18 protein-coding genes are annotated in these 19,748 nt (G+C 65.9%); 12 read left to right on the forward strand and 6 right to left on the reverse strand.

Annotated features, from left to right (window positions below):
- Positions 1–82 precede the first annotated feature (82 nt).
- The 3 genes from IC234_RS19560 to IC234_RS19570 all read right to left on the reverse strand — a co-directional run bounded on the left by IC234_RS19560 (position 83) and on the right by IC234_RS19570 (position 2,242).
- Complete coding sequence (locus IC234_RS19560) at positions 83–295, reverse strand: hypothetical protein (RefSeq protein WP_190927975.1); 213 nt, start codon at positions 293–295, stop codon at positions 83–85.
- A 73-nt stretch (positions 296–368) separates the two neighbouring features.
- On the reverse strand, positions 369–1,148 hold the full coding sequence (locus IC234_RS19565) for a LytR/AlgR family response regulator transcription factor (protein ID WP_190927977.1): 780 nt from the start codon (positions 1,146–1,148) through the stop codon (positions 369–371).
- Positions 1,127–2,242: a sensor histidine kinase gene (locus IC234_RS19570; protein ID WP_190927979.1), complete on the reverse strand. Its 1,116-nt coding sequence runs from the start codon at positions 2,240–2,242 to the stop codon at positions 1,127–1,129. Before IC234_RS19570 ends, IC234_RS19565 begins: the two co-directional genes overlap by 22 nt.
- Positions 2,243–2,530: 288 nt before the next feature.
- On the opposite strand from IC234_RS19570, the gene IC234_RS19575 reads away from it, so the two are divergent.
- The 12 genes from IC234_RS19575 to mgrA all read left to right on the forward strand — a co-directional run bounded on the left by IC234_RS19575 (position 2,531) and on the right by mgrA (position 16,207).
- Positions 2,531–3,709, forward strand: coding sequence for a cytochrome-c peroxidase (locus IC234_RS19575; RefSeq protein ID WP_190927981.1), 1,179 nt, complete (start codon positions 2,531–2,533; stop codon positions 3,707–3,709).
- Between the two features lie 96 nt (positions 3,710–3,805).
- Positions 3,806–3,976, forward strand: coding sequence for a hypothetical protein (locus tag IC234_RS19580; protein ID WP_190927983.1), 171 nt, complete (start codon positions 3,806–3,808; stop codon positions 3,974–3,976).
- 115 nt (positions 3,977–4,091) lie between these two features.
- Positions 4,092–6,023 (forward strand): T9SS type B sorting domain-containing protein, encoded by a 1,932-nt coding sequence (locus IC234_RS19585; protein WP_190927985.1) that lies wholly within the window; start codon positions 4,092–4,094, stop codon positions 6,021–6,023.
- Positions 6,024–6,168: 145 nt separating this feature from the next.
- Positions 6,169–6,408: a PqqD family protein gene (locus IC234_RS19590; protein ID WP_190927987.1), complete on the forward strand. Its 240-nt coding sequence runs from the start codon at positions 6,169–6,171 to the stop codon at positions 6,406–6,408.
- Positions 6,409–6,419: 11 nt separating this feature from the next.
- A complete protein-coding gene (locus tag IC234_RS19595; RefSeq protein WP_190927989.1) occupies positions 6,420–7,478 on the forward strand; it encodes an ATP-grasp domain-containing protein in 1,059 nt (352 codons plus the stop codon).
- A gap of 161 nt (positions 7,479–7,639) precedes the next feature.
- Positions 7,640–8,983 (forward strand): type III PLP-dependent enzyme domain-containing protein, encoded by a 1,344-nt coding sequence (locus IC234_RS19600; protein ID WP_190927991.1) that lies wholly within the window; start codon positions 7,640–7,642, stop codon positions 8,981–8,983.
- Complete coding sequence (locus IC234_RS19605; RefSeq protein WP_190927993.1) at positions 8,980–11,325, forward strand: urea transporter; 2,346 nt, start codon at positions 8,980–8,982, stop codon at positions 11,323–11,325. Before IC234_RS19600 ends, IC234_RS19605 begins: the two co-directional genes overlap by 4 nt.
- 29 nt (positions 11,326–11,354) lie before the next feature.
- The gene (locus IC234_RS19610; RefSeq protein WP_190927995.1) at positions 11,355–12,569 is read left to right on the forward strand and encodes a bacterial transcriptional activator domain-containing protein; all 1,215 of its coding nucleotides are present in this window, start codon (positions 11,355–11,357) and stop codon (positions 12,567–12,569) included.
- A complete protein-coding gene (locus IC234_RS19615; RefSeq protein ID WP_190927997.1) occupies positions 12,557–13,165 on the forward strand; it encodes a tetratricopeptide repeat protein in 609 nt (202 codons plus the stop codon). Before IC234_RS19610 ends, IC234_RS19615 begins: the two co-directional genes overlap by 13 nt.
- Before the next feature lie 214 nt (positions 13,166–13,379).
- Positions 13,380–13,787, forward strand: a complete 408-nt coding sequence (locus tag IC234_RS19620; protein WP_190927998.1) for a T9SS type A sorting domain-containing protein — start codon at positions 13,380–13,382, stop codon at positions 13,785–13,787.
- Between the two features lie 243 nt (positions 13,788–14,030).
- Positions 14,031–15,116, forward strand: a complete 1,086-nt coding sequence (fbaA, locus tag IC234_RS19625) for a class II fructose-bisphosphate aldolase (protein ID WP_190928000.1) — start codon at positions 14,031–14,033, stop codon at positions 15,114–15,116.
- A 98-nt stretch (positions 15,117–15,214) separates the two neighbouring features.
- Complete coding sequence (gene mgrA, locus IC234_RS19630) at positions 15,215–16,207, forward strand: L-glyceraldehyde 3-phosphate reductase (protein WP_190928003.1); 993 nt, start codon at positions 15,215–15,217, stop codon at positions 16,205–16,207.
- A 111-nt stretch (positions 16,208–16,318) separates the two neighbouring features.
- Here the strand turns inward: mgrA and IC234_RS19635 are convergent, their stop codons facing one another.
- The 3 genes from IC234_RS19635 to IC234_RS19645 all read right to left on the reverse strand — a co-directional run bounded on the left by IC234_RS19635 (position 16,319) and on the right by IC234_RS19645 (position 19,741).
- The gene (locus tag IC234_RS19635; protein ID WP_190928005.1) at positions 16,319–16,978 is read right to left on the reverse strand and encodes an OmpA family protein; all 660 of its coding nucleotides are present in this window, start codon (positions 16,976–16,978) and stop codon (positions 16,319–16,321) included.
- 130 nt (positions 16,979–17,108) lie between these two features.
- Complete coding sequence (locus IC234_RS19640; protein WP_190928007.1) at positions 17,109–18,602, reverse strand: hypothetical protein; 1,494 nt, start codon at positions 18,600–18,602, stop codon at positions 17,109–17,111.
- 137 nt (positions 18,603–18,739) lie between these two features.
- Complete coding sequence (locus IC234_RS19645) at positions 18,740–19,741, reverse strand: hypothetical protein (RefSeq protein WP_223827789.1); 1,002 nt, start codon at positions 19,739–19,741, stop codon at positions 18,740–18,742.
- Positions 19,742–19,748: the final 7 nt, after the last annotated feature.

Consider the following 19,748-nt stretch of genomic DNA (forward strand, 5'->3'; position numbering starts at 1 on the left):
GGCGGGCCTCGCTCACGCCGTGGGGCCACGGCGTGCGCCGTCCCAACCGTGCCCGATACCGCCGGTGGGCCTGCCGCGCCGGCTATCGGCTCCCGGTTTCAAAATCCTGCCAGCCCGCGCGGTGCTGCTCCATTTCCTGCGCGCTGATGCCGTAGGCGTCGAGCACTTCCTCGGGGCTGAGCAGGCCCTGGTCCACGGCGTTGAGGGCGGCCCACACCTTGAGCTTGCGCTCGGCGTCGGCGGCCGACTCGGGGCGGCCATCGGTGTCGAAATAGTTGGGCAAAGACTCGCTCATAGACCCTTGCAAGTTAGGCCGTCTTTTATTAAGTCAGCGTGAATTTATCACCATTTTCCGGTGCGTGTTCTACTTATTTCCAGCGGCTGAAAAACTGGTCGAAGCTTTCCCGATAACCGTCGCTCACGGGCAAGGTTTCGCCCTGAATCTGGACCGTGCCGCGCCCCACCGCCTGGATGTGGCCCAGCCCCACGATGTAGCTGCGGTGAATGCGCATGAACTTGCCGGCCGGCAGCTTTTCTTCCATGCTGCGCAGGCTGGTAAGCGAGAGCAGCGGCCGCGTTTGGCTGGCCAAATGCACCTTCACGTAGTCCTTGAGGCCTTCCACGTACACTATGTCGGCCAGGGCCACGCGCACCAGCTGGTACTCCACCTTCAGGTAGATGTGGTCTTCTTCGGGCTGAGAAACGGGTGGCGCCGCGGGCGCCGGGGCCGCGGCGGGGGCGGCTTCGCTGGCCTGCTTCATCTCAAAGTAGGCCTTGGCCTTGAGCGCGGCGCGCAAAAATTCCTCATAGTTGAAGGGCTTGAGCAGGTAGTCGAGCGCATCGACGCGGAAGCCTTCCAGCGCGTACTGGTTGAAGGCCGTGGTGAAGATGACGCGCGGGCCGTACTGCAGCACCCGCGCCAGCTCCAGGCCGCTGAGGTCGGGCATCTTGATGTCGAGAAACAGCAGGTGGGCGTCGGGGCGCTCGTGCAGGGAGCGCAGGGCGGCCACGGCGCTTTCGTGGCGGCCCACCAGGCGCATAAACGGCGTGCGCTCGATGAAGGAACACACCAAGCCTAGGGCCAGCGGCTCGTCGTCGACGGCCACGCAGTTGATGATGAACGGGGCTACAGCTTCAGATTCAGACATACTTCGTACTCGTTGGAGGCGTTGCGGGGCGTGACGGTGACGGTGTGGGCGTGCGGGTACAGCAGGTTGAGGCGGCGCTGGGTGTTGGCCAGCCCGATGCCGCCGGGCTCGTCGTCGGCGTCAGCATCGGGGCGGTCGGGAAACAGGGTGTTGCGCACGCGCAACTCCACGGTGGTGGCCGAGGGCTGGCGCAGCTGTATGCTGATGCAGCTGGGGGCGGTGGCGCTCACGCCGTGCTTGAAGGCGTTCTCGACGAAGGGCTGAAACAGCATGGGCGCGATGAACGGGTCGGGGCTCAGCGGGTCGGGCCGCTCAAACTGCACCCGCACTTTGTTGGTAAGACGCAGGTGCATAAGGTCGATGTAGTCCTGCAGAAAGCTAATTTCCTGGCTCAGGCGCGTGTGGCCGGCCGGCGACTCGTACAGCACGTAGCGCATCATGCGCGAGAGGCGGTGCAGGGCCACGCGGGCCTGCTCCCCGTCGAGCAGCGTGAGGGCGTAAATATTGTTGAGGGTGTTGAAGAAGAAATGGGGGTTTATCTGGGCCTTGAGCAGGCTCAGCTCGGTGGCCACCTGGCGGCGCTCCAGCTCCAGACGGATTTCGGCGTCGCGCTGGCCTTTTTGCATGGCCGCGAGGCTGGTGGCAATGCCCAGCACCAGCAGCGTGATGAGCAGCACGCCGGTGTTGAACACGGGGCTGCCCTCGTCGGGCCCGGTGAGGGGGTGCGGGCGCGGGCTCGACCACGGGTTGGGCGGGTTGAGGACGGCTTCGCGGGCAGCGGCCACCAGCTCGGGCACGCGCAGGCGCTGCTCCACCTGGCGGTGCACCGCCAGCACCCCCAGCACTAGGCCGGCGTTGAGCAGCACGTAGGCCCAGGCCTTGCGGGCGTAGAGCAGTCGGGGCGCCGCCCAGCCCACGTTCAGGTAGAACACGCCCCCCAGCAGCCCAAACACCACGGCCTGCGTGAGCCAGAACTCCGTCGGCTTCGGCCCCGGGTAATCGGGTTGCTGGGCCCAGAGCAGCACCGCCACCAGTCCCCATACCAGGGCGTGCAGCAGCAGCGTGGAGGCAGAGCGGAGCGGCGGGAGGGGCATTGATTAGACTATCAAATGAAGATGGCGCAAGCTACAACCCGCGCCTGTGGCGGCGCGGCGCACATCGGCCAGCCGGGCAAGTTTGCCGGCCATTCGGCATTTCTGAGCCATGTGGCCGGAAATCGGGCCGGGCCGGAGGTTTGGCGGCGGGATTTGGCTGGCGAATGCGGGAAATGGGCGACGCCCCCTCCCAACTCGGCGATTGGAGCGGGCGCTGCGGAAAGAGGAAGAGCACCTTTGATAAAACGCGCTGCAATTCTCTTTCCCAACCTGCCTGCTTTCCTGCTCATGGCCGCATCATTACTCCCCCGGGTAGCCTCCATGCTGGCAGCGGCCACGCTGCTGCTGGCCGTGGCCTGCCACAAGGAATCGGAAAACGCCACGCCCTCCAACGACGACCTGAGCGTGCTGGGCGCCCTGCCCCTCTCGGCCCCGGCGCCGGCCGACAACCCCGGCACGCCAGCCAAAATCGCGCTGGGCCGCGCCCTGTTCTGGGACCCGGTGCTCTCGGGCGGCAAGGACGTGAGCTGCGCCAGCTGCCACCACCCCGCCAACGGCTACGCCGACGCCATCGACCTGGCCATTGGCGTGAACGGGCAGGGCCTGGGCACGGCCCGCCGTTTCCGCCAGCCCAACGCCATTCCGTTTGCCAAGCGCAACACGCCCACGGTCCTCAACACGGCCTTCAACGGCCTGACCAACGGCGGCAGCTACGACCCCGCCCGGGCCGCGATGTTCTGGGACAGCCGGGCCCAGTCGCTCGAAGCGCAGTCGGTGCAGCCCATTGCGGCGCTGGAAGAAATGCGCGGCCCCGCCTGCAGCGAAAGCGCCGCCCTCGACACGGCGGTGGCGCGGCTGCGGCGCATCCCGGCGTATGCATCGATGTTTAGCGCAGCGTTTGCCGAGCCCGCGCCCGTCACGGCCACCAACCTCGGCAAGGCGCTGGCCGCCTTCGAGCGCACCCTGCTGGCAACCGATGCGCCGTTTGACAAGTACCTGCGCGGCGACAAAACCGCCCTCTCGGCCCAGCAGGTGCAGGGCCTGAACGCCTTCATCAGCAGCGGCTGCGCCAAATGCCACAGCGGCCCCATGCTCTCGGACTACCAGCTGCACGTGCTGGGCGTGGCCGACAACCCCAAGAACGCCGCCTCCGACGCGGGCGCCAACAACTCCTACGCCTTCCGCACGCCCAGCCTGCGCAACGTGGCCCTCACGGCGCCCTACATGCACAGCGGCACGCAGCCCAACCTGGGCGCGGTGCTGGCCTTCTATGCGCCGCCGCCCGGCGCGCCGCCCACCGCCAACCCCCGCGTAGCCCCCGGCCAGCGCGACCCGCTCTTCCCGGCCCGCGTGCAGGACCCGCAGGCCATCATCGCCTTTCTGCAGTCGCTCACCGCCACCAGCTTCGACCGCAGCGTGCCCGTCACCGTGCCCAGCGGCTTGGCCGTGGGCGGCAACATTCAATAGCCTTTGCCTCGTCGTTATCTTCTTATTGTCTATTGCATTACCCCTACTCTTCCTTTCCGAATTCTCATTTTTTCACCCTTTTTCATTTTCACCCTTATGCGTTTATCCACCACTCTTCGCCTGCTTAGCGCTGCCGCGCTGCTGTGCTCCATGAGCAGCTTCTCGGGCTGCGAGAAAGACAACGTGCGCCCGGCCGGCGGCAAAGACTGCAAGAAGCCGAGCACGACCACCACGGCCGACACCACCAAGACCGGCGGCGCCAACTAACTTGCTGGTTGCCGGGCCGCGGGTCCGGGCTTTGGCCGGGCCTGGCCGGGTGCTTCGGCGCCCGGCCAGGCTTTGGCGGGGCCGAGTTACTCTTTTTTTTGCTATCTTATTGGTTATGAAATATACTTGGACGGCTTTGGGCACTTTTCGGGGGTGGTGGCTGGCCTTGCTGGTGCTGCTGGCGCCGCTGGCGGCCTCGGCCACGCACATTGTGGGCGGCGAGCTGGACTTGCAGTACAAGTCCGGCAACACGTATGCCCTCACCCTGAACCTGTATTTTGACGCCATCAACGGCAGCGCGGGCGCGCTGGACGACAACCTCACGGCCAGCATCTTCAACAAAACCACCAACCAGCGCGTCGTCGACGTGGTGCTGCCCCGCGTGAGCAACACCTTCGTGAACTACACCAACCCGGCCTGCACCGTGGGCTCGCTCAGCACCCGCAAGCTGGTGTACACGCAGGATATTTTTCTGGGCCCGAGCGTGTACAACAACCCCGGCGGCTACTACGTGGCCGTGGAGCGCTGCTGCCGCAACGTGACCATCACCAACATTGTGGCGCCCGGCAACGCGGCCCAGACCTTTTACCTCGAATTTCCGGCCGTGGTGCGCAACGGCGCGGCGTTCATCGACTCGACGCCGCGCATTTTTCCGCCTCTGGGCGACTACGCCTGTCGCAACGAGCTGTTTTACTACGACTTTGGCGGCCAGGACCCCGACGGCGACTCGCTGGCCTACGACATGGTGACGCCCCTCAACGGCCACGCCACCTTCGCCAACCCGCTGCTGACCCAGGCCGGCCCGGCGCCCTACTCCACCATCAGCTGGAACCCGGGCCTGAACGTGAACAACCAGATTCCGGGCAGCCCCGCGCTGGGCATTGATGCGCGCACGGGCCGCCTCACGGTGCGGCCCCGCGACCTGGGCCTGTACGTGTTTGGGGTGCGCTGCACGGAGTACCGGCGCGGCGTGAAAATTGGCGAGACGCGCCGCGATTTCCAGCTCTACGTGCTGAACTGCCCCACCAACGTGGCGCCCACGCTGCAAGTGCGGGCGCCGGGCAGCACCGCCGCCTACCGCCCCGGCCGCGACACGCTGCGCCTGCAGCCCGGCGGCAACCGCTGCCTCACCATTCGCTACACCGACCCCGACCCCAGCTCGGTGCTGAGCATGAGCAGCCGCGCGGTGAACTTCACCACCACGGGGCCCATTTTCAGCACGTCCACTACCGGCATGGTGCACGCGGCCGGCCAGCCCGATACGCTGGTGACCACGCTCTGCTTCCCGGATTGCATCGATACCAAAGGCAAGGTGTACCTGGTCGACGTCATCGTGGCCGACAACGGCTGCAGCCTGCCCAAGCACGACACCATTCGCATTGCCTTCACGGCGGCCTCGCGGCCCAACCGCGCGCCGGTGCTCAGCACCACGTTTCCGCCCGCGCCGCTGCCCGTGTCCGACGACGCGCCGGCCGTGGTGCGCCTCACGCTGGGCGAACGCTACACCGCCACCCTCACCGGCACCGACGCCGACCTGAACGCCCTCACGCTCAGCGCCGCCGGCGCGGGCTTCAACCTGGCCGATGCCGACATGAAATTCACGGCCCAAAACGGCCAGGGCCGGGCCAGCGCCACCTTCACCTGGGAGCCCACGTGCGCCGCCGTGGGCCAGGCCAAAACGAACAACAGCCTGCTGGTGCGCTTCCGGCTGGCCGAAGCCGGGCCCTGCGAGCCGCTGCCGCAGGAGCGCCTCATCCGCTTCGTGGTGGCGCCGAAGGGCGATTCGCTGGCCTTCCGCCCGCCCAACGTCATCACGCCGAACGGCGACGGCCAGAACGATTTCTTTATGATGCCCAGCCTGCCGGTCGACTTCTGCGACCGCAAGTTTGCCAGCATCAAAATTTTCTCGCGCTGGGGCCAGGCCGTGTTTTCTTCGTCGGAGCGCGGCTTCAGGTGGGGCGGCGCCGGGGCCGGCGGCATGTATTATTACCTCGTGACGTACACCGACGGCCAGAAATACAAGGGCTGGGTGGAGGTGATACCGTAGAGGCTTGCCTGGGGTAGAGACGCATATTTGCGTCTCGCCGTTGAACGGTGACGTGCCAAAGCCCCAGAACGCGCCACCAGGCCATACAACATCAGCCAACGGCGAGACGCAAGTATGCGTCTCTACCCCGTTCAACACCCAGTTCATGAAGCTCAAAAAGAACATTGCCACCAGCGAATCCGGCTTCATCTTCAACCCCGCCACCGGCGACTCGTTCGCGGCCAACCCGCTGGCCGCCGACATCCTGGCCCGCGCCAAGGAAGGCCTGAACCCGGCGGCCATCAAAGCCGACATTCTGGCGCGCTACGACGTGGCCCCCGGCCAGCTCGAAAAAGACTGGGACGACCTGCTGGCCCAGCTGCGCGACTTCAACCTGCTAGACTAACCCCGCCCCACGTGCCTCTTTCTGCTGCCCGCCCCCGGCTCACCGTGGCCGTGACCGGCCTCAACGCCACCGACAGCCCCGGCCCGGGCGTGGCCGTCATCCGCGCCCTGCGCGAAACGCCGGACTTCGACCTGCGCATCGTCGGGCTCAGCTACGAGGCGCTGGAGCCGGGCATCTACCTGCGCGAGCTGGTGGACCGCACCTACCAGCTCCCCTACCCTTCGGCCGGCACCGCGGCGCTGCTGGAGCGCCTGCGCTACATCCGCGAGCAGGAAGACGTGGCCGTGCTCATTCCCAACTTCGACGCCGAGCTGTACAATTTCATCAAGCTGGCGCCCCAGCTGCGGGCACTGGGCATGCACACCTTTCTGCCCACGCTGGCGCAGCTCGACGCCCGCGACAAGCTGAACCTGCCGGCTTTTGGGGCGGCCCACGGGCTGCACGTGCCGGCCAGCCGCCCGCTCCACCACGCCGCCGAGCTGGCCACCGCGGCCGAAACCCTGGGCTGGCCGCTGGTGCTGAAAGGCCGCTACTACGACGCCGCCGTGGTGCACTCGCTGGCGCAGGCCGAACAGGCGTTTCTGCGGCTGAGCGGGCTTTGGGGCGTGCCGCTCATCGCGCAGCAGTTTGTGGCGGGCCAGGAAATCAACATCGCCGGGCTGGGCGACGGCCACGGCCGGGCCCTGAGCGTGGTGCCCATGCGCAAGCTCACCATCACCGACAAAGGCAAGGCCTGGGCCGGCATCACCCTCGCCGACGAGGCCCTGCTGGCCCTGGCCCGCCGCTTTGCCGAGGCCACCCAGTGGCGCGGCGGCTTCGAACTGGAAATCATGCGTTCGGCCAGCGGCGAGCTGTTCATCATGGAAATCAATCCGCGGTTTCCGGCCTGGATTTACCTCACGGCCGCCGCGGGCCAAAACCAGCCGGCGGCCCTGCTGCGCCTGGCCCTGGGCCTGCCCGTGACCATGATGGAGGAGTACGCCGTGGGCAAAATGTTTGTGCGCTATGCCTGGGACCTCATTACCGACCATACCCAATTCCAGCAAGTGGCCGCGCTGGGCGAACTTTGAAGCGGAGTGCCGTTGAAGCCCAAAGGTGGTCATGCTGAGCGCAGTCGAAGCATCTCTACCGCGCAGCCAACTCAATCGAAAGAATTACTCCTGCGGTAGAGATGCTTCGACTGCGCTCAGCATGACGTTCTTGAACCAGCACGCCACCTCCACCTACCCCCATGAAACTTCCCTACGAACGCCCCACCCTTCGCAAGCTCACGGCCGGCGCGCTGAACAAGTTCGGCCCGCGCGCCGGGGCCCGGGCCGTGACGGCGATTGACGGCGTGGCGGTGGACGAGCTGGTGGCGCGGTTCGGCTCGCCGCTGTTTGTGCTGAGCGAGCGGCAGCTGCGGCGCAGCTACCAGGCGGCGGTGCGCGCCTTTGGCACGCGCTATCCGCAGGTGCAACTGGCGTGGTCGTACAAAACCAACTACCTGAACGCCGTGTGCCGCACCTTCCACCAGGAGGGCGCCTGGGCCGAGGTGGTGAGCGGCATGGAGCTGGAAAAAGCCCTGCTCAACGGCGTGCCCGGCCCGCACATCCTCTTCAACGGCCCCGGCAAGCGGCGGGCCGACCTGGAGCGGGCCTGCGCGGTGGATGCCGTGATTCACCTCGACCACGCCGACGAGCTGCACCTGCTGCTGGACGTGGCCGCCGGCCGCCCGCAGCGTCCCCGCGTGGCCCTGCGCGTGAACCTCGACGCCGGCATTGTGCCGCAGTGGGACCGGTTCGGCTTCAACCTGGAAAACGGCGAGGCCTGGCAGGCGCTGGGCCGCATCGTGGCGTCGGGGCAGCTGGAGCTGGTGGGGCTGCATTGCCACATCGGCACCTACGTGTTGCAAACGGCCGCCTACGGCACGGCGGCTACCAAGCTGGCGGCCCTGGCTTTGCGCTGTGAGCGGGAATTGAACACGACCATTCAGTACCTCGACCTGGGCGGCGGCTTTCCCTCCACCAACACCTTGAAAGGCGCCTACCTGCCCGCCACCGACACCGTGCCCAGCCTGGACGAGTATGCCGAGGCCATCACCGGGGCCTTGCTCGGCGCGGGCTTTAAATCGGGCGAGCTGCCGACGCTGGTGCTGGAAGCCGGCCGCGCCCTGGTCGACGACGCCGGCTCGCTCATCGGCACGGTGCTGGCCAACAAGCGGCTGGCCGATGGCCGCCGCGCCACCATTCTGGACTTTGGCGTGAACCTGCTTTTCACGTCTTTCTGGTACGACCACCACATCAGCCCCACCCGCGAATTCTCGAACCACACCGAGCCCACCGTGCTCTACGGCCCGCTGTGCATGAACATCGACATGCTGCGCGAAAGCATTGCCCTGCCCCTGCTCGCGCCCAACGACCACGTGCTGGTGCACAAAGTGGGCGCCTACAACCTGAGCCAGTGGCAGCAGTTCATCAACCTGCGCCCCAACGTGGTGCTGGTGGACCAGGCCGGCCAGGTGCACCTGATACGAGCCGCCGAAACGCTGGAATATTTGCAGCAGCTGGAGCAGATTCCGGCGCATTTACAATGACCAGCCCCGCTACTTCTTTCTTCCGCGCCGTGCTGCACAGCTACTCCATGCTGTTCTTTTCGCAGCATCGGGGGTTTGCGGCGGTGTTGCTGCTGGTCACATTTAGCCACCCGGCGGCGGGCGTGGCGGGATTGGTGGGCGCAGGGCTGGCGGTGGCCGGTGCCCGGCTGGCCGGCTTCAACAAAGAATGGACCGACGTGGGTGCCTACAGCTTCAACTCCCTGCTGACGGGGCTGGCGCTGGCTTCGTTTTATGCGCCGGGCTGGGCGCTGGCGGGGCTGGTGGTGGTGGGCGCGGGCCTGGCCCTGCTGCTGAGCGTGGCGCTGGGCGGCTGGCTGGGCGGGCGCGGGCTGCCGTTTCTGTCGCTGCCCTTCCTGCTCACGGTGTGGCTGCTGCTGCTGGGCAGCGGCCCCCTGCTGCACCTGGCCCCGGGCGAGGGCAGCGTGTACTGGCTCAATGACGTGTATGCCGTGGGCGGGCCGCGCCTGGTGAGCCTGGCCCAATGGGTGGGCGACTGGCCCTGGCCGCCGCTGCTGGCCACCTACCTGCGGGCGCTGGGCGCAGTGCTGTTTCAGGACAGCGCGGTGGCGGGGCTGCTGGTGGCGGGCGGCTTGCTGTGGCACTCGCGCATTGCGTTTTCGCTGTCGGTGCTGGCGTTTTTGGTGGCTTACGGGCTGCATGCGCTGGCCGGCCCGGCGGCCGGCGGGCTCAACGAGTACAACCTGGGCGCCAACTACATGGTGGCGGCCATTGCGGTGGGCGGCGTGTTTGTCATCCCGTCGGCGGCGAGCTACGGCTGGGCCGTGGGCAGCGTGCCCGTGACGGTGGTATTGCTGGCCGGCCTCACGGCGGCGCTCGATAAGCTGGGGCTGCCCACGCTCTCGCTGCCCTATTGCGCCACGGCGCTGCTGTTTTTGTACGTGCTGCTGCTGCGCGAACGGCCGGGCGCGGGGCTGGTGCTCACGCCGGTGCAGCGCTACTCGCCCGAGCACAACCTCTACGCCCACGCCACCGACCGCGTGCGCCTGGCCCACCAGGGCGCGGTGGCCCTCACGCTGCCCTTTCTGGGCGCGTGGCGCTGCACGCAGGGCTACCGCGACGGCGGCCCCACCCACCTCGGCGACTGGGGCGCGGCCCTGGACTTCGCCATTGCCGACGCCGACGGGCGCACCTACCACGGCGCCGGCCTCTCGCCCTCCGACTTCTACGCCTACAACAAGCCCGTGCTGGCCCCCGCCGACGGCGTGGTGGAGGAAGTCGTTCAGCACATCGAGGACAACGCCATTGGCGAAGTGAACACCGCCCAGAACTGGGGCAACACCGTGGTGCTGCGCCACGCGCCGGGCCTTTATACCCAGCTCTCGCACCTGCGCGCCCACTCCGTGCCGGTGAAAATGGGCGACTACGTGCGCCGCGGCGACATTGTGGGCACCTGCGGCAACTCGGGTCGCTCGCCCGAGCCGCACCTGCATTTCCAGGTGCAGGCCACGCCGTATGTGGGTTCGCGCACGCTGGCTTATCCGCTGGCGTATTACGTGGCCGAGCCGGCCGCCGAAAGCCTCGCACCAGCCCACACCGCGACGCCACGGCTGGCAGAAACGCTGCAGAAAATAACCGGCGCTTCGAAAGGGCACCCGGAAAAATTGCTGCCTACGATGACCTCGGAGGGCATTGCGCCGGTAGCTGCGCTTACGCAGCCAAGGCAGCTGCGCCATTTTGCGGTGCCGACGGTGGGCGAAACCGTGCGCCCGCCCGCTTTCAACAAGCTGCTCAGCCAGACCCTGCGTTTCCCGCCGGGCTACGCCCTTGAGGTGCGCAACGCCGACGCGCCCGAGCAGCCGGCCCAGCGCTGGGAGGTGTTCACCGACGCCTACAACCTGCCCTACCTGCGCTGCGAGGCCACGGGCGCGGTGGCCTACTTTGGCGGCGATGAGTCGGTGTTTTATTTCACGGCTTATTACGGGTCGGAGGCGTCGTGGCTGTACCTGCTGTACCAGGCCGCCTATCGGGTGCCGCTGGTGAGCTTGTCTGGCCAGCACACCTCCGATGAGTTTCCGCTAACCATCGTCGGCAATGCCGCCCTGACGTGGGTGCAGGACGTTGTGGCGCCCTTTTACCGGTTTGTGAAACCCACGTTCTCGCTGGCGGAAGCCCCCACCGAAGCCAACGACTGGGCCGACCGGGCCCTTCGACTGCGCAGCCGGGTGGTGGTGGCGTGGTTTGGCCGCGAGCGCGCCACCCGGGCATATTCCCTACTCGTGCGCGGCGGTGCTCTGGCCGAGCTGCGCGCGGAGCGGGACGGCCACGTCATCAACCTGGTCATTTCAGAAGCGGGCGCATGAAAAACGAGCGCAACCAACCACAAGCAAAAATGCCGCGCCGCCACGGGAATGGGCGCGGATGGCAGCGCTTGGCGCTGTTGCTGCTAAGCTACTGGGGCGGCAGCCTGCTGAGCGCGCAAGCCCAGCAATTGCCCGATTTCAACCGCCTCGACAGCCTTACCCAAGCCCTGGCCGCCCAATACCGCTGGGCCGCGCTCGACTCGGTGGGCACTGCCGCCCTGCGGGCCGGTGCCGACTACCCTGCCCTGCGCCGCCGCCTGGGCCAGGCCGCGCTGGCCCGCGAAAAGCCTGCCCTGGCCCTGCGCCACTACGGCCGCGCCCTTCGCGAAAACCCGCTCGACACCACCGCCCGCTACGGCCTGGCCCTGGCCTATCTCGACCTCAACCAGTCCGGCGCGGCGGCGCGGCTGGCCGGGCGCCTGCCCGATTCGCTGCGCCGCCCCCTGCACCTGATGCCGTTTCAGGCCGTGACGCAGGTTGAAGCGGAAGCGGGAGGCCAATACAGCCGCACCGTACACCGGGGCGATGCCGGTTTTTTTCGGCTCGACGTCAGCAGCCGGCTGGGCTCTTGCCTCAGCTTGAATCAGAACGTGAGCTACTTCGGCCAGACCGTGGAGCTGCCCGACCGCCGCCGGCCCGGCGGCATGCTCTACCCGCTGCGCCAGGTGCAGTACCACGCCCTGCTGGCCGGGCAGCTGGCCCCGCGCTGGCGGGTGCTGCTGGGCTACAACCACCTCAACAGCGACTTGGGCCTTCTCGTGAACCGCGCCGACAACCTGGGCTATGCTTCCGTGGCCTACGCCCGGCCCTACTGGACGGCCCAAGTGGGCGTGTACGCCGGCACCCTCACCGATACGGCCCGCGTGCAAACCGACCTGCGCCTGGCCGTGTACCCGTTCGGCAACCTGCGCCTCTACGCCTACGGGCGGGCCAGCGTGCTGCGCTCCAACGGCCGCAGCTACCCGCACGGGGTGCTGGGCGGGGGCGGCCGGCTGCACCGCCACGTGTGGCTGGAAGCCTACGCGGGCCTGGGCCTGACGCCCGTGCTGGCCGAACTCGACGGCACCTACGTGTACAACCTGCTCGACCCCGTGCGGGAGCGCGGCGGCGCCAACTTGCTTATTTTGCTGTCGCGCCCGCTTGCCCTGCGCCTGAGCTACGGCGCCGAGCACCGCCGCGACAGCGTTGACGGCCGCTACTATTCCCTGAACTCCCTAAGCACTGCCATCACATGGACCTGGTAAAGCTGACCTTTTCTGCCGCTGCGCTGGCATGCGTGGCCCCGGCCGCGGCCCGCGCCCAGGACCAGTCGGCCGCCTTTGCCAGCAGCTACGCCGCCGAAGCCAAGGCCGACTACGCCGACGCCATTGCGCCCATCAAGGCCCTCTACACGGGCACCTACGAGCAAAACCTGCGCCTGGGCTGGCTGTATTTTCTGGCCAAAAACTACACCGCCGCAGCTGCTCACTACCAGAAAGCCGTGGAGCAGCGCCCCTACGCCATCGAGCCCAAGTTCGGCCTCATCAAGCCGCTGAATGCGCTGGGACAGGTCGAGAAGATGCTGGGGCTGTACACCGACATCCTGAAAGTGGACCCCCAAAACACCCAAGCCAATTACTGGACCGGCGTCATCTACCTCAACCGCAAGGCCTACGGGCAGGCCGCCCGCTACTTCGAGCGCGTGGTGAACCTCTACCCCTTCGATTACGATTCCAACATCTCGCTGGCTTGGGCCTACCTCAACCTCGGCAAGAAAGCCGAAGCCCGCGCCCTCTACACCAAGGCCCTGCTCATCCGGCCCGGCGACGCGGCCGCCACAGCCGGCCTGAAACGGCTGTAGGGCCGTTTTGGGGGCGTGGCGGCGGGCATGGCAGGGCCTCTGGCACTGGCGGCGATTATTGGCCAGCTCGGCGACGTTTTAAACCCAATCATCGAGTTGGGGTCTGATTGGCTATTGCAATTGCTGAATATTTGTTTGTCGGCCAAGACGTGGTTAAATTACGCTGCGAAATTGCTGCTGGCTCCCGCTTACCTTCTTCTCCGTTGTTCGGCCCATGACCGATTTCCCCCACGACACGTACTTTGACACGGCCACGATGAGCAGCGGCTGCGCGGTTTCGCCCGACCCCGCCATCAGCGAAACCGAGCGGCTGGCCCTGCGCAGCTCCGAGCGCGAAACCGGCGGCCAGTTCATCCTCGAACAGAATTACCCCAACCCCTTCGTGGGCGAAACCACTGTGCCCTTCACCCTGGCCACCGCCGCCGACGTGCGCCTCGACCTCTTCGACCTGCTGGGCCGCAAGGTGGCCGGCGTGGTGCGCAAGGGCCGTAGCGCGGGCACCCAAAGCATTAAATTGAACCTGGAAGGCCTGGGCCTGGCCCCTGGCGACTACGAATACCAGCTGGAAGTCACGAACCGCCACGGCGTGTACCGCCTGCGCAAGCTGATGACCGCCGAATAACCCGTTGTGTGGGGGGAGTGTGAGTGATGCCCCTGAGGCCGGCCGCTGCAACGGCCGGCCTCTTTTTTTGCCCCGCCGGCCCTCCCACGGCGGCCGGGGCGCGCCATGACCGCCCGGCGCATGGCGCGCCGCTTTTAGGTTCCGCCGCCCCGAGCGTACTTTGCTGCGCGGGCCGCCGCCGGGGCGGCCCCGTTCTTTCCACTTGCTCTTCCCACCGCGGCCCCGCCGCATCAACTCCTTTTTATGGCTGACCAAACCCTTACCGGCCTGCGCGCCGGCGTGCTGCACGGCGACGAAGTGCAGGCACTTTTCGAACACGCCAAGGCCCACGCCTACGCCCTGCCCGCCGTGAACGTGACCGGCACCAACACCGTGAACGGCGTGCTGGAAACCGCCAAGGTGGTGAACTCGCCCGTGATGATTCAGTTCTCGAACGGCGGCGCGCAGTTCTACGCCGGCAAGTCCTTGCCCAACGACAAGCAGCAGGCCAGCATCGCCGGCGCCATTTCGGGCGCCCACCACGTGCACCTGATGGCCGGCCTCTACGACGTGCCCGTGGTGCTGCACACCGACCACGCCGCCAAAAAGCTCCTGCCCTGGATTGACGGCCTGCTCGACGCCGGCGAGAAGTACTACCAGCAGCACGGCCAGCCCCTCTACAGCTCGCACATGCTCGACCTGTCGGAGGAGCCGATTGAGGAAAACATCGAAATCTGCAAGCGTTACCTCGAGCGCATGGCCAAAATCGGCATGACGCTGGAGATTGAGCTCGGCGTGACCGGCGGCGAGGAAGACGGCGTCGACAACTCCGACGTGGACTCCAGCAAGCTCTACACCCAGCCCGAGGAAGTGGCCTACGCCTACGAGCAGCTGAGCGCCATCAGCCCGCGCTTCACCATCGCGGCGGCGTTTGGCAACGTGCACGGCGTGTACAAGCCCGGCAACGTGAAGCTGCAGCCCAAGATTCTGCACAACTCGCAGGAGTTTCTGCGCCAGAAGCACAACATTGCGGAGGCGCTGCCCATCAGCTTCGTGTTCCACGGCGGCTCGGGCTCGAGCCGCGAGGAAATCCGCGAGGCCATCAGCTACGGCGCCATCAAGATGAACCTCGACACCGACCTGCAGTGGGCCTTCTGGCAGGGCATCAAGGACAACTACGTGAAGAACGAAGGCTTCCTGCAGGGCCAAATCGGCAACCCCACCGGCGCCGACTCGCCCAACAAGAAGTACTACGACCCGCGCGTGTGGCTGCGCAAAGGCGAAGAAACCTTCGTGGCGCGCCTCAAAGAAGCCTTCGAAGACCTGAACTGCATCAACCGCCGCTACTAACGGCCAGTTGCTAAAAAGCCGATAAGCCCCGGCGCCCAGAAGGCGCCGGGGCTTATTATTACTGCACCTACCGGCCACCGCCCCGCCACCTTAGCCCCATGCCGTACCAACCCGCCCCCACCCGCTACCAACACATGACCTACCGCCGCTGCGGCCGTAGCGGCCTGAAACTGCCGGCCCTCTCGCTGGGCCTGTGGCACAACTTCGGCGACGTGGACGTGCTGGCCAACTCCCGCGCCATCCTGCACCGGGCCTTCGACCGCGGCATCACGCACTTCGACCTGGCCAACAACTACGGCCCGCCGCCCGGCTCGGCCGAAGAGAACTTTGGCCGGGTGCTGCGCGAAGATTTCCGCGCCCACCGCGACGAGCTCATCATTTCCACCAAGGCCGGCTACCACATGTGGGAGGGCCCCTACGGCGAATGGGGCTCGAAAAAACAGCTCGTGTCCAGCCTCGACCAAAGCCTCAAGCGCATGGGGCTGGCGTACGTCGACATTTTCTACCACCACCGCCCCGACCCCGACACGCCCCTGGCCGAAACCATGGCCGCGCTCGACCTGGTGGTGCGCCAAGGCAAGGCGCTCTACGTGGGCATCAGCAACTACCAGCCCGCGCAGGCGGCCGAGGCGTTCCGGCTGCTGCGGGAACTGGGCACGCCCTGCCTCATTCACCAGCCCAAGTATTCGATGGTGGAGCGCTGGGTCGAAAACGGCCTGCTCGACCTGCTGGGCGAGGAGGGCGTGGGCTGCATTCCCTTCTCGCCCCTGGCCCAAGGCCTGCTCACCGACAAGTATCTGCGCGGCATCCCCGACGACTCGCGCGTGGCCAAAGGCGTGGGTTTCCTGACGGAGAAAAACCTCACGCCCGACCGCCTCGACCAGGTGCGCCGCCTCAACGACCTGGCCCGCACCCGTCAGCAAAGCCTCGCCCAAATGGCCCTGGCCTGGCTGCTGAAGGACGAGCGGGTGACGTCTGTCCTCATCGGCGCCAGCAAGCCCGAGCAGCTCGATGATTCGCTACGCTGCTTGGAAAACCCGGTCTTTAGCGCGGAGGAACTGGCGGCAATTGATGAAATTTTACGCGGCTAAGGCAATGTAGAGACGCGACACTTCGCGCCTCCTCGTTGAACGACGCGGCACCGGACGGTAACGGCACAGTCGCCGAGACGCGAGGTGTCGCGTCTCCGCACCGTTCAGCACCTACTTCCCAATCGACCCAATCTTGGGCTGCACCTGGATGATGAAGCGCTTGTTGAGCGCTTCCTGGCTGCCCGTGTAGCGGCCGGCGCCGCGGAAGCCGCTGCCGGCCGCCACCACTTCCAGGTTGGCGGGGAAGCGCAGGCCGGCCTGCTCCCAGAGCCGAATCACGGCCAGGGCGCGGCTGTAGCTGAGCTGGCGCACGGCGGGCCCGTCGAGGTTGTGCGGGTCGTTGGCGGGGTAGCGCAGGTCTTTGGCGGCGCGGCCCTCCACCACAATGAGGTATTGCACGTTGTCGTCGTTTTTGATGGCCTGCATCTGGCTGAGCAGGAAGCGGCCGGCTTTCACCAGCGGCGCCTGCGCCTCCGCCGGCAGCACGGCGCTCTGCGGCGAGAAGGTGACAGGAAAGTTGAGCTCGTAGCGCTTGTAGCGCTCGTTGTAGATAAAATAATTGCTTTCCAGCCGCTTCAGGGCCGCCTTTATCTCGTCGAGCTTGCGCTTCTCCTGCACCTGCACTTTGAGGTCGTAGATGAGCTTGTCGTTATCACGCTGCTTGTCTTTGAACAGCTTGTAGCTGAGCACGAACAGCACCAGCATGGTGAGGAACAAGGCCGTCATGAGGTCCACGTAGCTGGGCCAGAAGAAGTCCTTGCTTTCTTTCATAAGAAGTTTATTACTGGTATTACTGGAGGCGATGGAACGTCATGCAGAGCGCAGCGAAGCATCTCGCGTGGGGTAGTAATCATGCTCGCTCCAAGCGAGATGCTTCGCTGCGCTCTGCATGACGGGGTAGTTACTTCTTACCCAGAAAATTCCGCTGAAACCAGTTCGGCTTGGTGATTTCCTCCAGCACCTTGTTCGTGCGGTCTACTTGCTGCAGGAGCTGTTGCTGCAGCTGCGAGTCGGCCAGCAGGCGGGCTTCCATGCGCTGCATAACTTGCGCGGCCAGGTTGGCCTGGCGCTCCTGCAGCACGTTGAGGTCCTTCTGCTGGGCCGGGAGCTGGGTGAAGGGGTTGAGATACTCCGTGATTTTTTGGTAGACGTTGTTCTGGTTTAGCTCGCGGAAATGGCGCTGCCATTGCTCGTGAGCCTCGGTGGCTTCTTTTTGCAGCTCCTGCAGGCGGCCGTCGAGTTCCACGTCCATGCGGTGCACGCCTTCGCTCACACCTTGCCGAATCTGGGCGCCCAGGTCGGCCAGCAGCTTGCCGTGCTGGCTGAAAAAAGCCACCTGCTGGCGCAGGGCGTCGTCGTGCTGCTGCAGGTACTGCGGCACGCTGGCCAGGCCCTGCTCCAGGGCCGTGAGGCGGTTGAGCAGCGCCGTGATGACTTGCGCCACTTCGGCGCCGTGCGTCACGGTGTTGTTGAGGGCCTGCTGATAACCTAAGAATTTCTCGAACGTTTGGGCGCTTTCATCCACCCGGTCGAATACCCGAATCGTGGCATTGGCCAGCTCCGAATAGCCAATTTTCTCCAGCTGCTCCAGAAACCGCTTCTGCACGCTCACGTTCTCGGTAATGCTGGCAATGAGCGGCGTAAACTCGTGAATCTTACTGAAGAAGTCGTTCTGAATTTGGCTGAAAAACTCGGCATTGAACGTGTCAAGTACCGACTTCAGGTTGGCCATGCCGGCCTGCATGTCGGAGTTCAGCTTGGGCAGCAAGGCCTTCTGCAGAAAGGTGTAGTAAGCGTTTTTATTGCGGTCGCGCCGGGCTCGGGCCTGCTTCAGCAGCTGGTTGCCGGCCAGCGTGAAGGCCAGGCCAAACAAGCTGCCAATCATGGCAATGAGCACACCGCCCAGGAAGTGCTGCACGTCGCCGTTGCTGAAGGAAGTATCCTTGGCCGGGTCGGCCACGGCTTCCGCAAAGGGATTGCCTACTAGCGACACCAAGCCCAGGATAGCGCCCGTGAAGGTGCCCAGCAGCCCCAAGTACAGCGGCGTCGAAATCTGGGCCTGAATTTCCTCGTCCAGCGCTTCGGCGTGGCGCTCGGAGATGTCCTTGAGGATGCCGAAGTCGGCCGCCGCGCCACGGTTATTGAGCAGGTACTCGTTGGTGTCGGTGATGATTTGGCCGAATTCCGGCGAGGCGTCGCGCGTCATCAGCGCGTCGTATTGCACGTCGAAGTTCCGGTCCGGGTCGGCGGCCGTAAACGGGATGGGCTGCACCGCCACCGAGCCCGGCACCGGGTACATGCCCCCCACCCGGCCGGTGAGCTGGCGGTTGCGGAAGAACACCACGCCCTGCCACGCCACCAGGGCCAGGATGAGTAGAATTTCGATTAACAGCATAAAATGGGTCTACAAACCGTAGAGACGCATATTTGCGTCTCGTCGTTGGACAGCCGGAACCAAGCCATTCGACATTGGATGAAAGCACCGTCCAGATGGAATGTTCAACGACGAGACGCAAATATGCGTCTCTACGGTTAGCTCAGCGCAATGCTGGCTTTTTGCACCACGTGCCACGCGTCGTCGCGCTTTTCGAGCTTGCCGGGAGCCACGTTTTTAATCGTGGTGAACTGTTCGGTGGGCGGCAGCTCAAACTGGAAGAACTCCTTTAGCTCGCGCACGCCGTTGCCGATGATGCGCGACTGGTCGGCCTGCGGGCTGAACGAGAACTGCGCCGCATCAGCATTCGCATGGGGCAGCGTGATGAGCAGCGGCATCTGCGGGAGCGGGTTGGGGCTGAGCTTGCGGTGTTCGATGCTCGGAGTGTCGGGCGCCGGGGCATAGTAGTGCACGGGGCCGCTGGCGGTTTCCGCCGGGGCAGTAGCCGCCTCTTCCAGGGCCGTCAGGGCTTCGCCGCGGGCATCCGGATTGATGGACACGTCGCCGGCCGTGGCGTCAATCAATTCCTGAATGGCCGCCGGCGTGGAAGTGGGCGCCGACCATTCGACGGTCTGGCCCGGCTCCAACGGCTGGTCGGTGGGCGAAGAAGGAGGGGTTGGGTTCATAGCTGCGGCGCGGTGGGGTACCGTCCAGTCCTGAGAGTCGCCGCGGGAAGAGTGCCTGCGCGCTTGCTGAGCAGATTTTCCAGCGCCACCGGCGGACTTAGACGAGGGTTTTGAAGAAGTGGAAGGCCGGGGCTCGCGCCCCTGCATTTTACTCAGCGACTGGACGTTCGCTGCCTTGGAGGTGTTTTCAGCCGGTGGCGGCGCCTTCGGCTCTGCGGGGGCCTTGGGCACGTTTTCGGCGCGCTTTTTGGGCGGCGACGGCGCCCCGGAGGCCGGGCGCGGGTCCACCGTGTCGGCCACTTTGCGGGGCTGGCGGGCCAGCCAGCGCGCGCCCAGCACGCCAATGGCGATGCCGCCCACCAGCAGGCCCAGCATCCAGGGCCAGTTGGAAGCCGGCGCCGCCGGCGCTCCTGCTACCGAGTCGGTAGCGCTGGGCTGGGCGTGCGCCGCCACCCCGCTGGCCACAGCCAGCAAGAGCAGC

It is taken from the genome of Hymenobacter armeniacus (assembly GCF_014699055.1).
In the GTDB taxonomy this organism is placed as follows: Bacteria; Bacteroidota; Bacteroidia; order Cytophagales; family Hymenobacteraceae; genus Hymenobacter; species Hymenobacter armeniacus.

Bases quoted from the DNA above. Each gene is read 5' to 3' on its own strand.
- IC234_RS19570 (WP_190927979.1), bottom strand. From the start codon at position 2,242: ATGCCCCTCCCGCCGCTCCGCTCTGCCTCCACGCTGCTGCTGCACGCC.
- IC234_RS19635 (WP_190928005.1), bottom strand. From the start codon at position 16,978: ATGAAAGAAAGCAAGGACTTCTTCTGGCCCAGCTACGTGGACCTCATG.
- IC234_RS19580 (WP_190927983.1), top strand. From the start codon at position 3,806: ATGCGTTTATCCACCACTCTTCGCCTGCTTAGCGCTGCCGCGCTGCTG.
- IC234_RS19600 (WP_190927991.1), top strand. From the start codon at position 7,640: ATGAAACTTCCCTACGAACGCCCCACCCTTCGCAAGCTCACGGCCGGC.
- IC234_RS19640 (WP_190928007.1), bottom strand. From the start codon at position 18,602: ATGCTGTTAATCGAAATTCTACTCATCCTGGCCCTGGTGGCGTGGCAG.
- IC234_RS19610 (WP_190927995.1), top strand. From the start codon at position 11,355: ATGCCGCGCCGCCACGGGAATGGGCGCGGATGGCAGCGCTTGGCGCTG.
- IC234_RS19620 (WP_190927998.1), top strand. From the start codon at position 13,380: ATGACCGATTTCCCCCACGACACGTACTTTGACACGGCCACGATGAGC.
- IC234_RS19605 (WP_190927993.1), top strand. From the start codon at position 8,980: ATGACCAGCCCCGCTACTTCTTTCTTCCGCGCCGTGCTGCACAGCTAC.
- IC234_RS19615 (WP_190927997.1), top strand. From the start codon at position 12,557: ATGGACCTGGTAAAGCTGACCTTTTCTGCCGCTGCGCTGGCATGCGTG.
- IC234_RS19560 (WP_190927975.1), bottom strand. From the start codon at position 295: ATGAGCGAGTCTTTGCCCAACTATTTCGACACCGATGGCCGCCCCGAG.
- IC234_RS19590 (WP_190927987.1), top strand. From the start codon at position 6,169: ATGAAGCTCAAAAAGAACATTGCCACCAGCGAATCCGGCTTCATCTTC.
- mgrA (WP_190928003.1), top strand. From the start codon at position 15,215: ATGCCGTACCAACCCGCCCCCACCCGCTACCAACACATGACCTACCGC.
- IC234_RS19585 (WP_190927985.1), top strand. From the start codon at position 4,092: ATGAAATATACTTGGACGGCTTTGGGCACTTTTCGGGGGTGGTGGCTG.
- fbaA (WP_190928000.1), top strand. From the start codon at position 14,031: ATGGCTGACCAAACCCTTACCGGCCTGCGCGCCGGCGTGCTGCACGGC.
- IC234_RS19565 (WP_190927977.1), bottom strand. From the start codon at position 1,148: ATGTCTGAATCTGAAGCTGTAGCCCCGTTCATCATCAACTGCGTGGCC.
- IC234_RS19575 (WP_190927981.1), top strand. From the start codon at position 2,531: ATGGCCGCATCATTACTCCCCCGGGTAGCCTCCATGCTGGCAGCGGCC.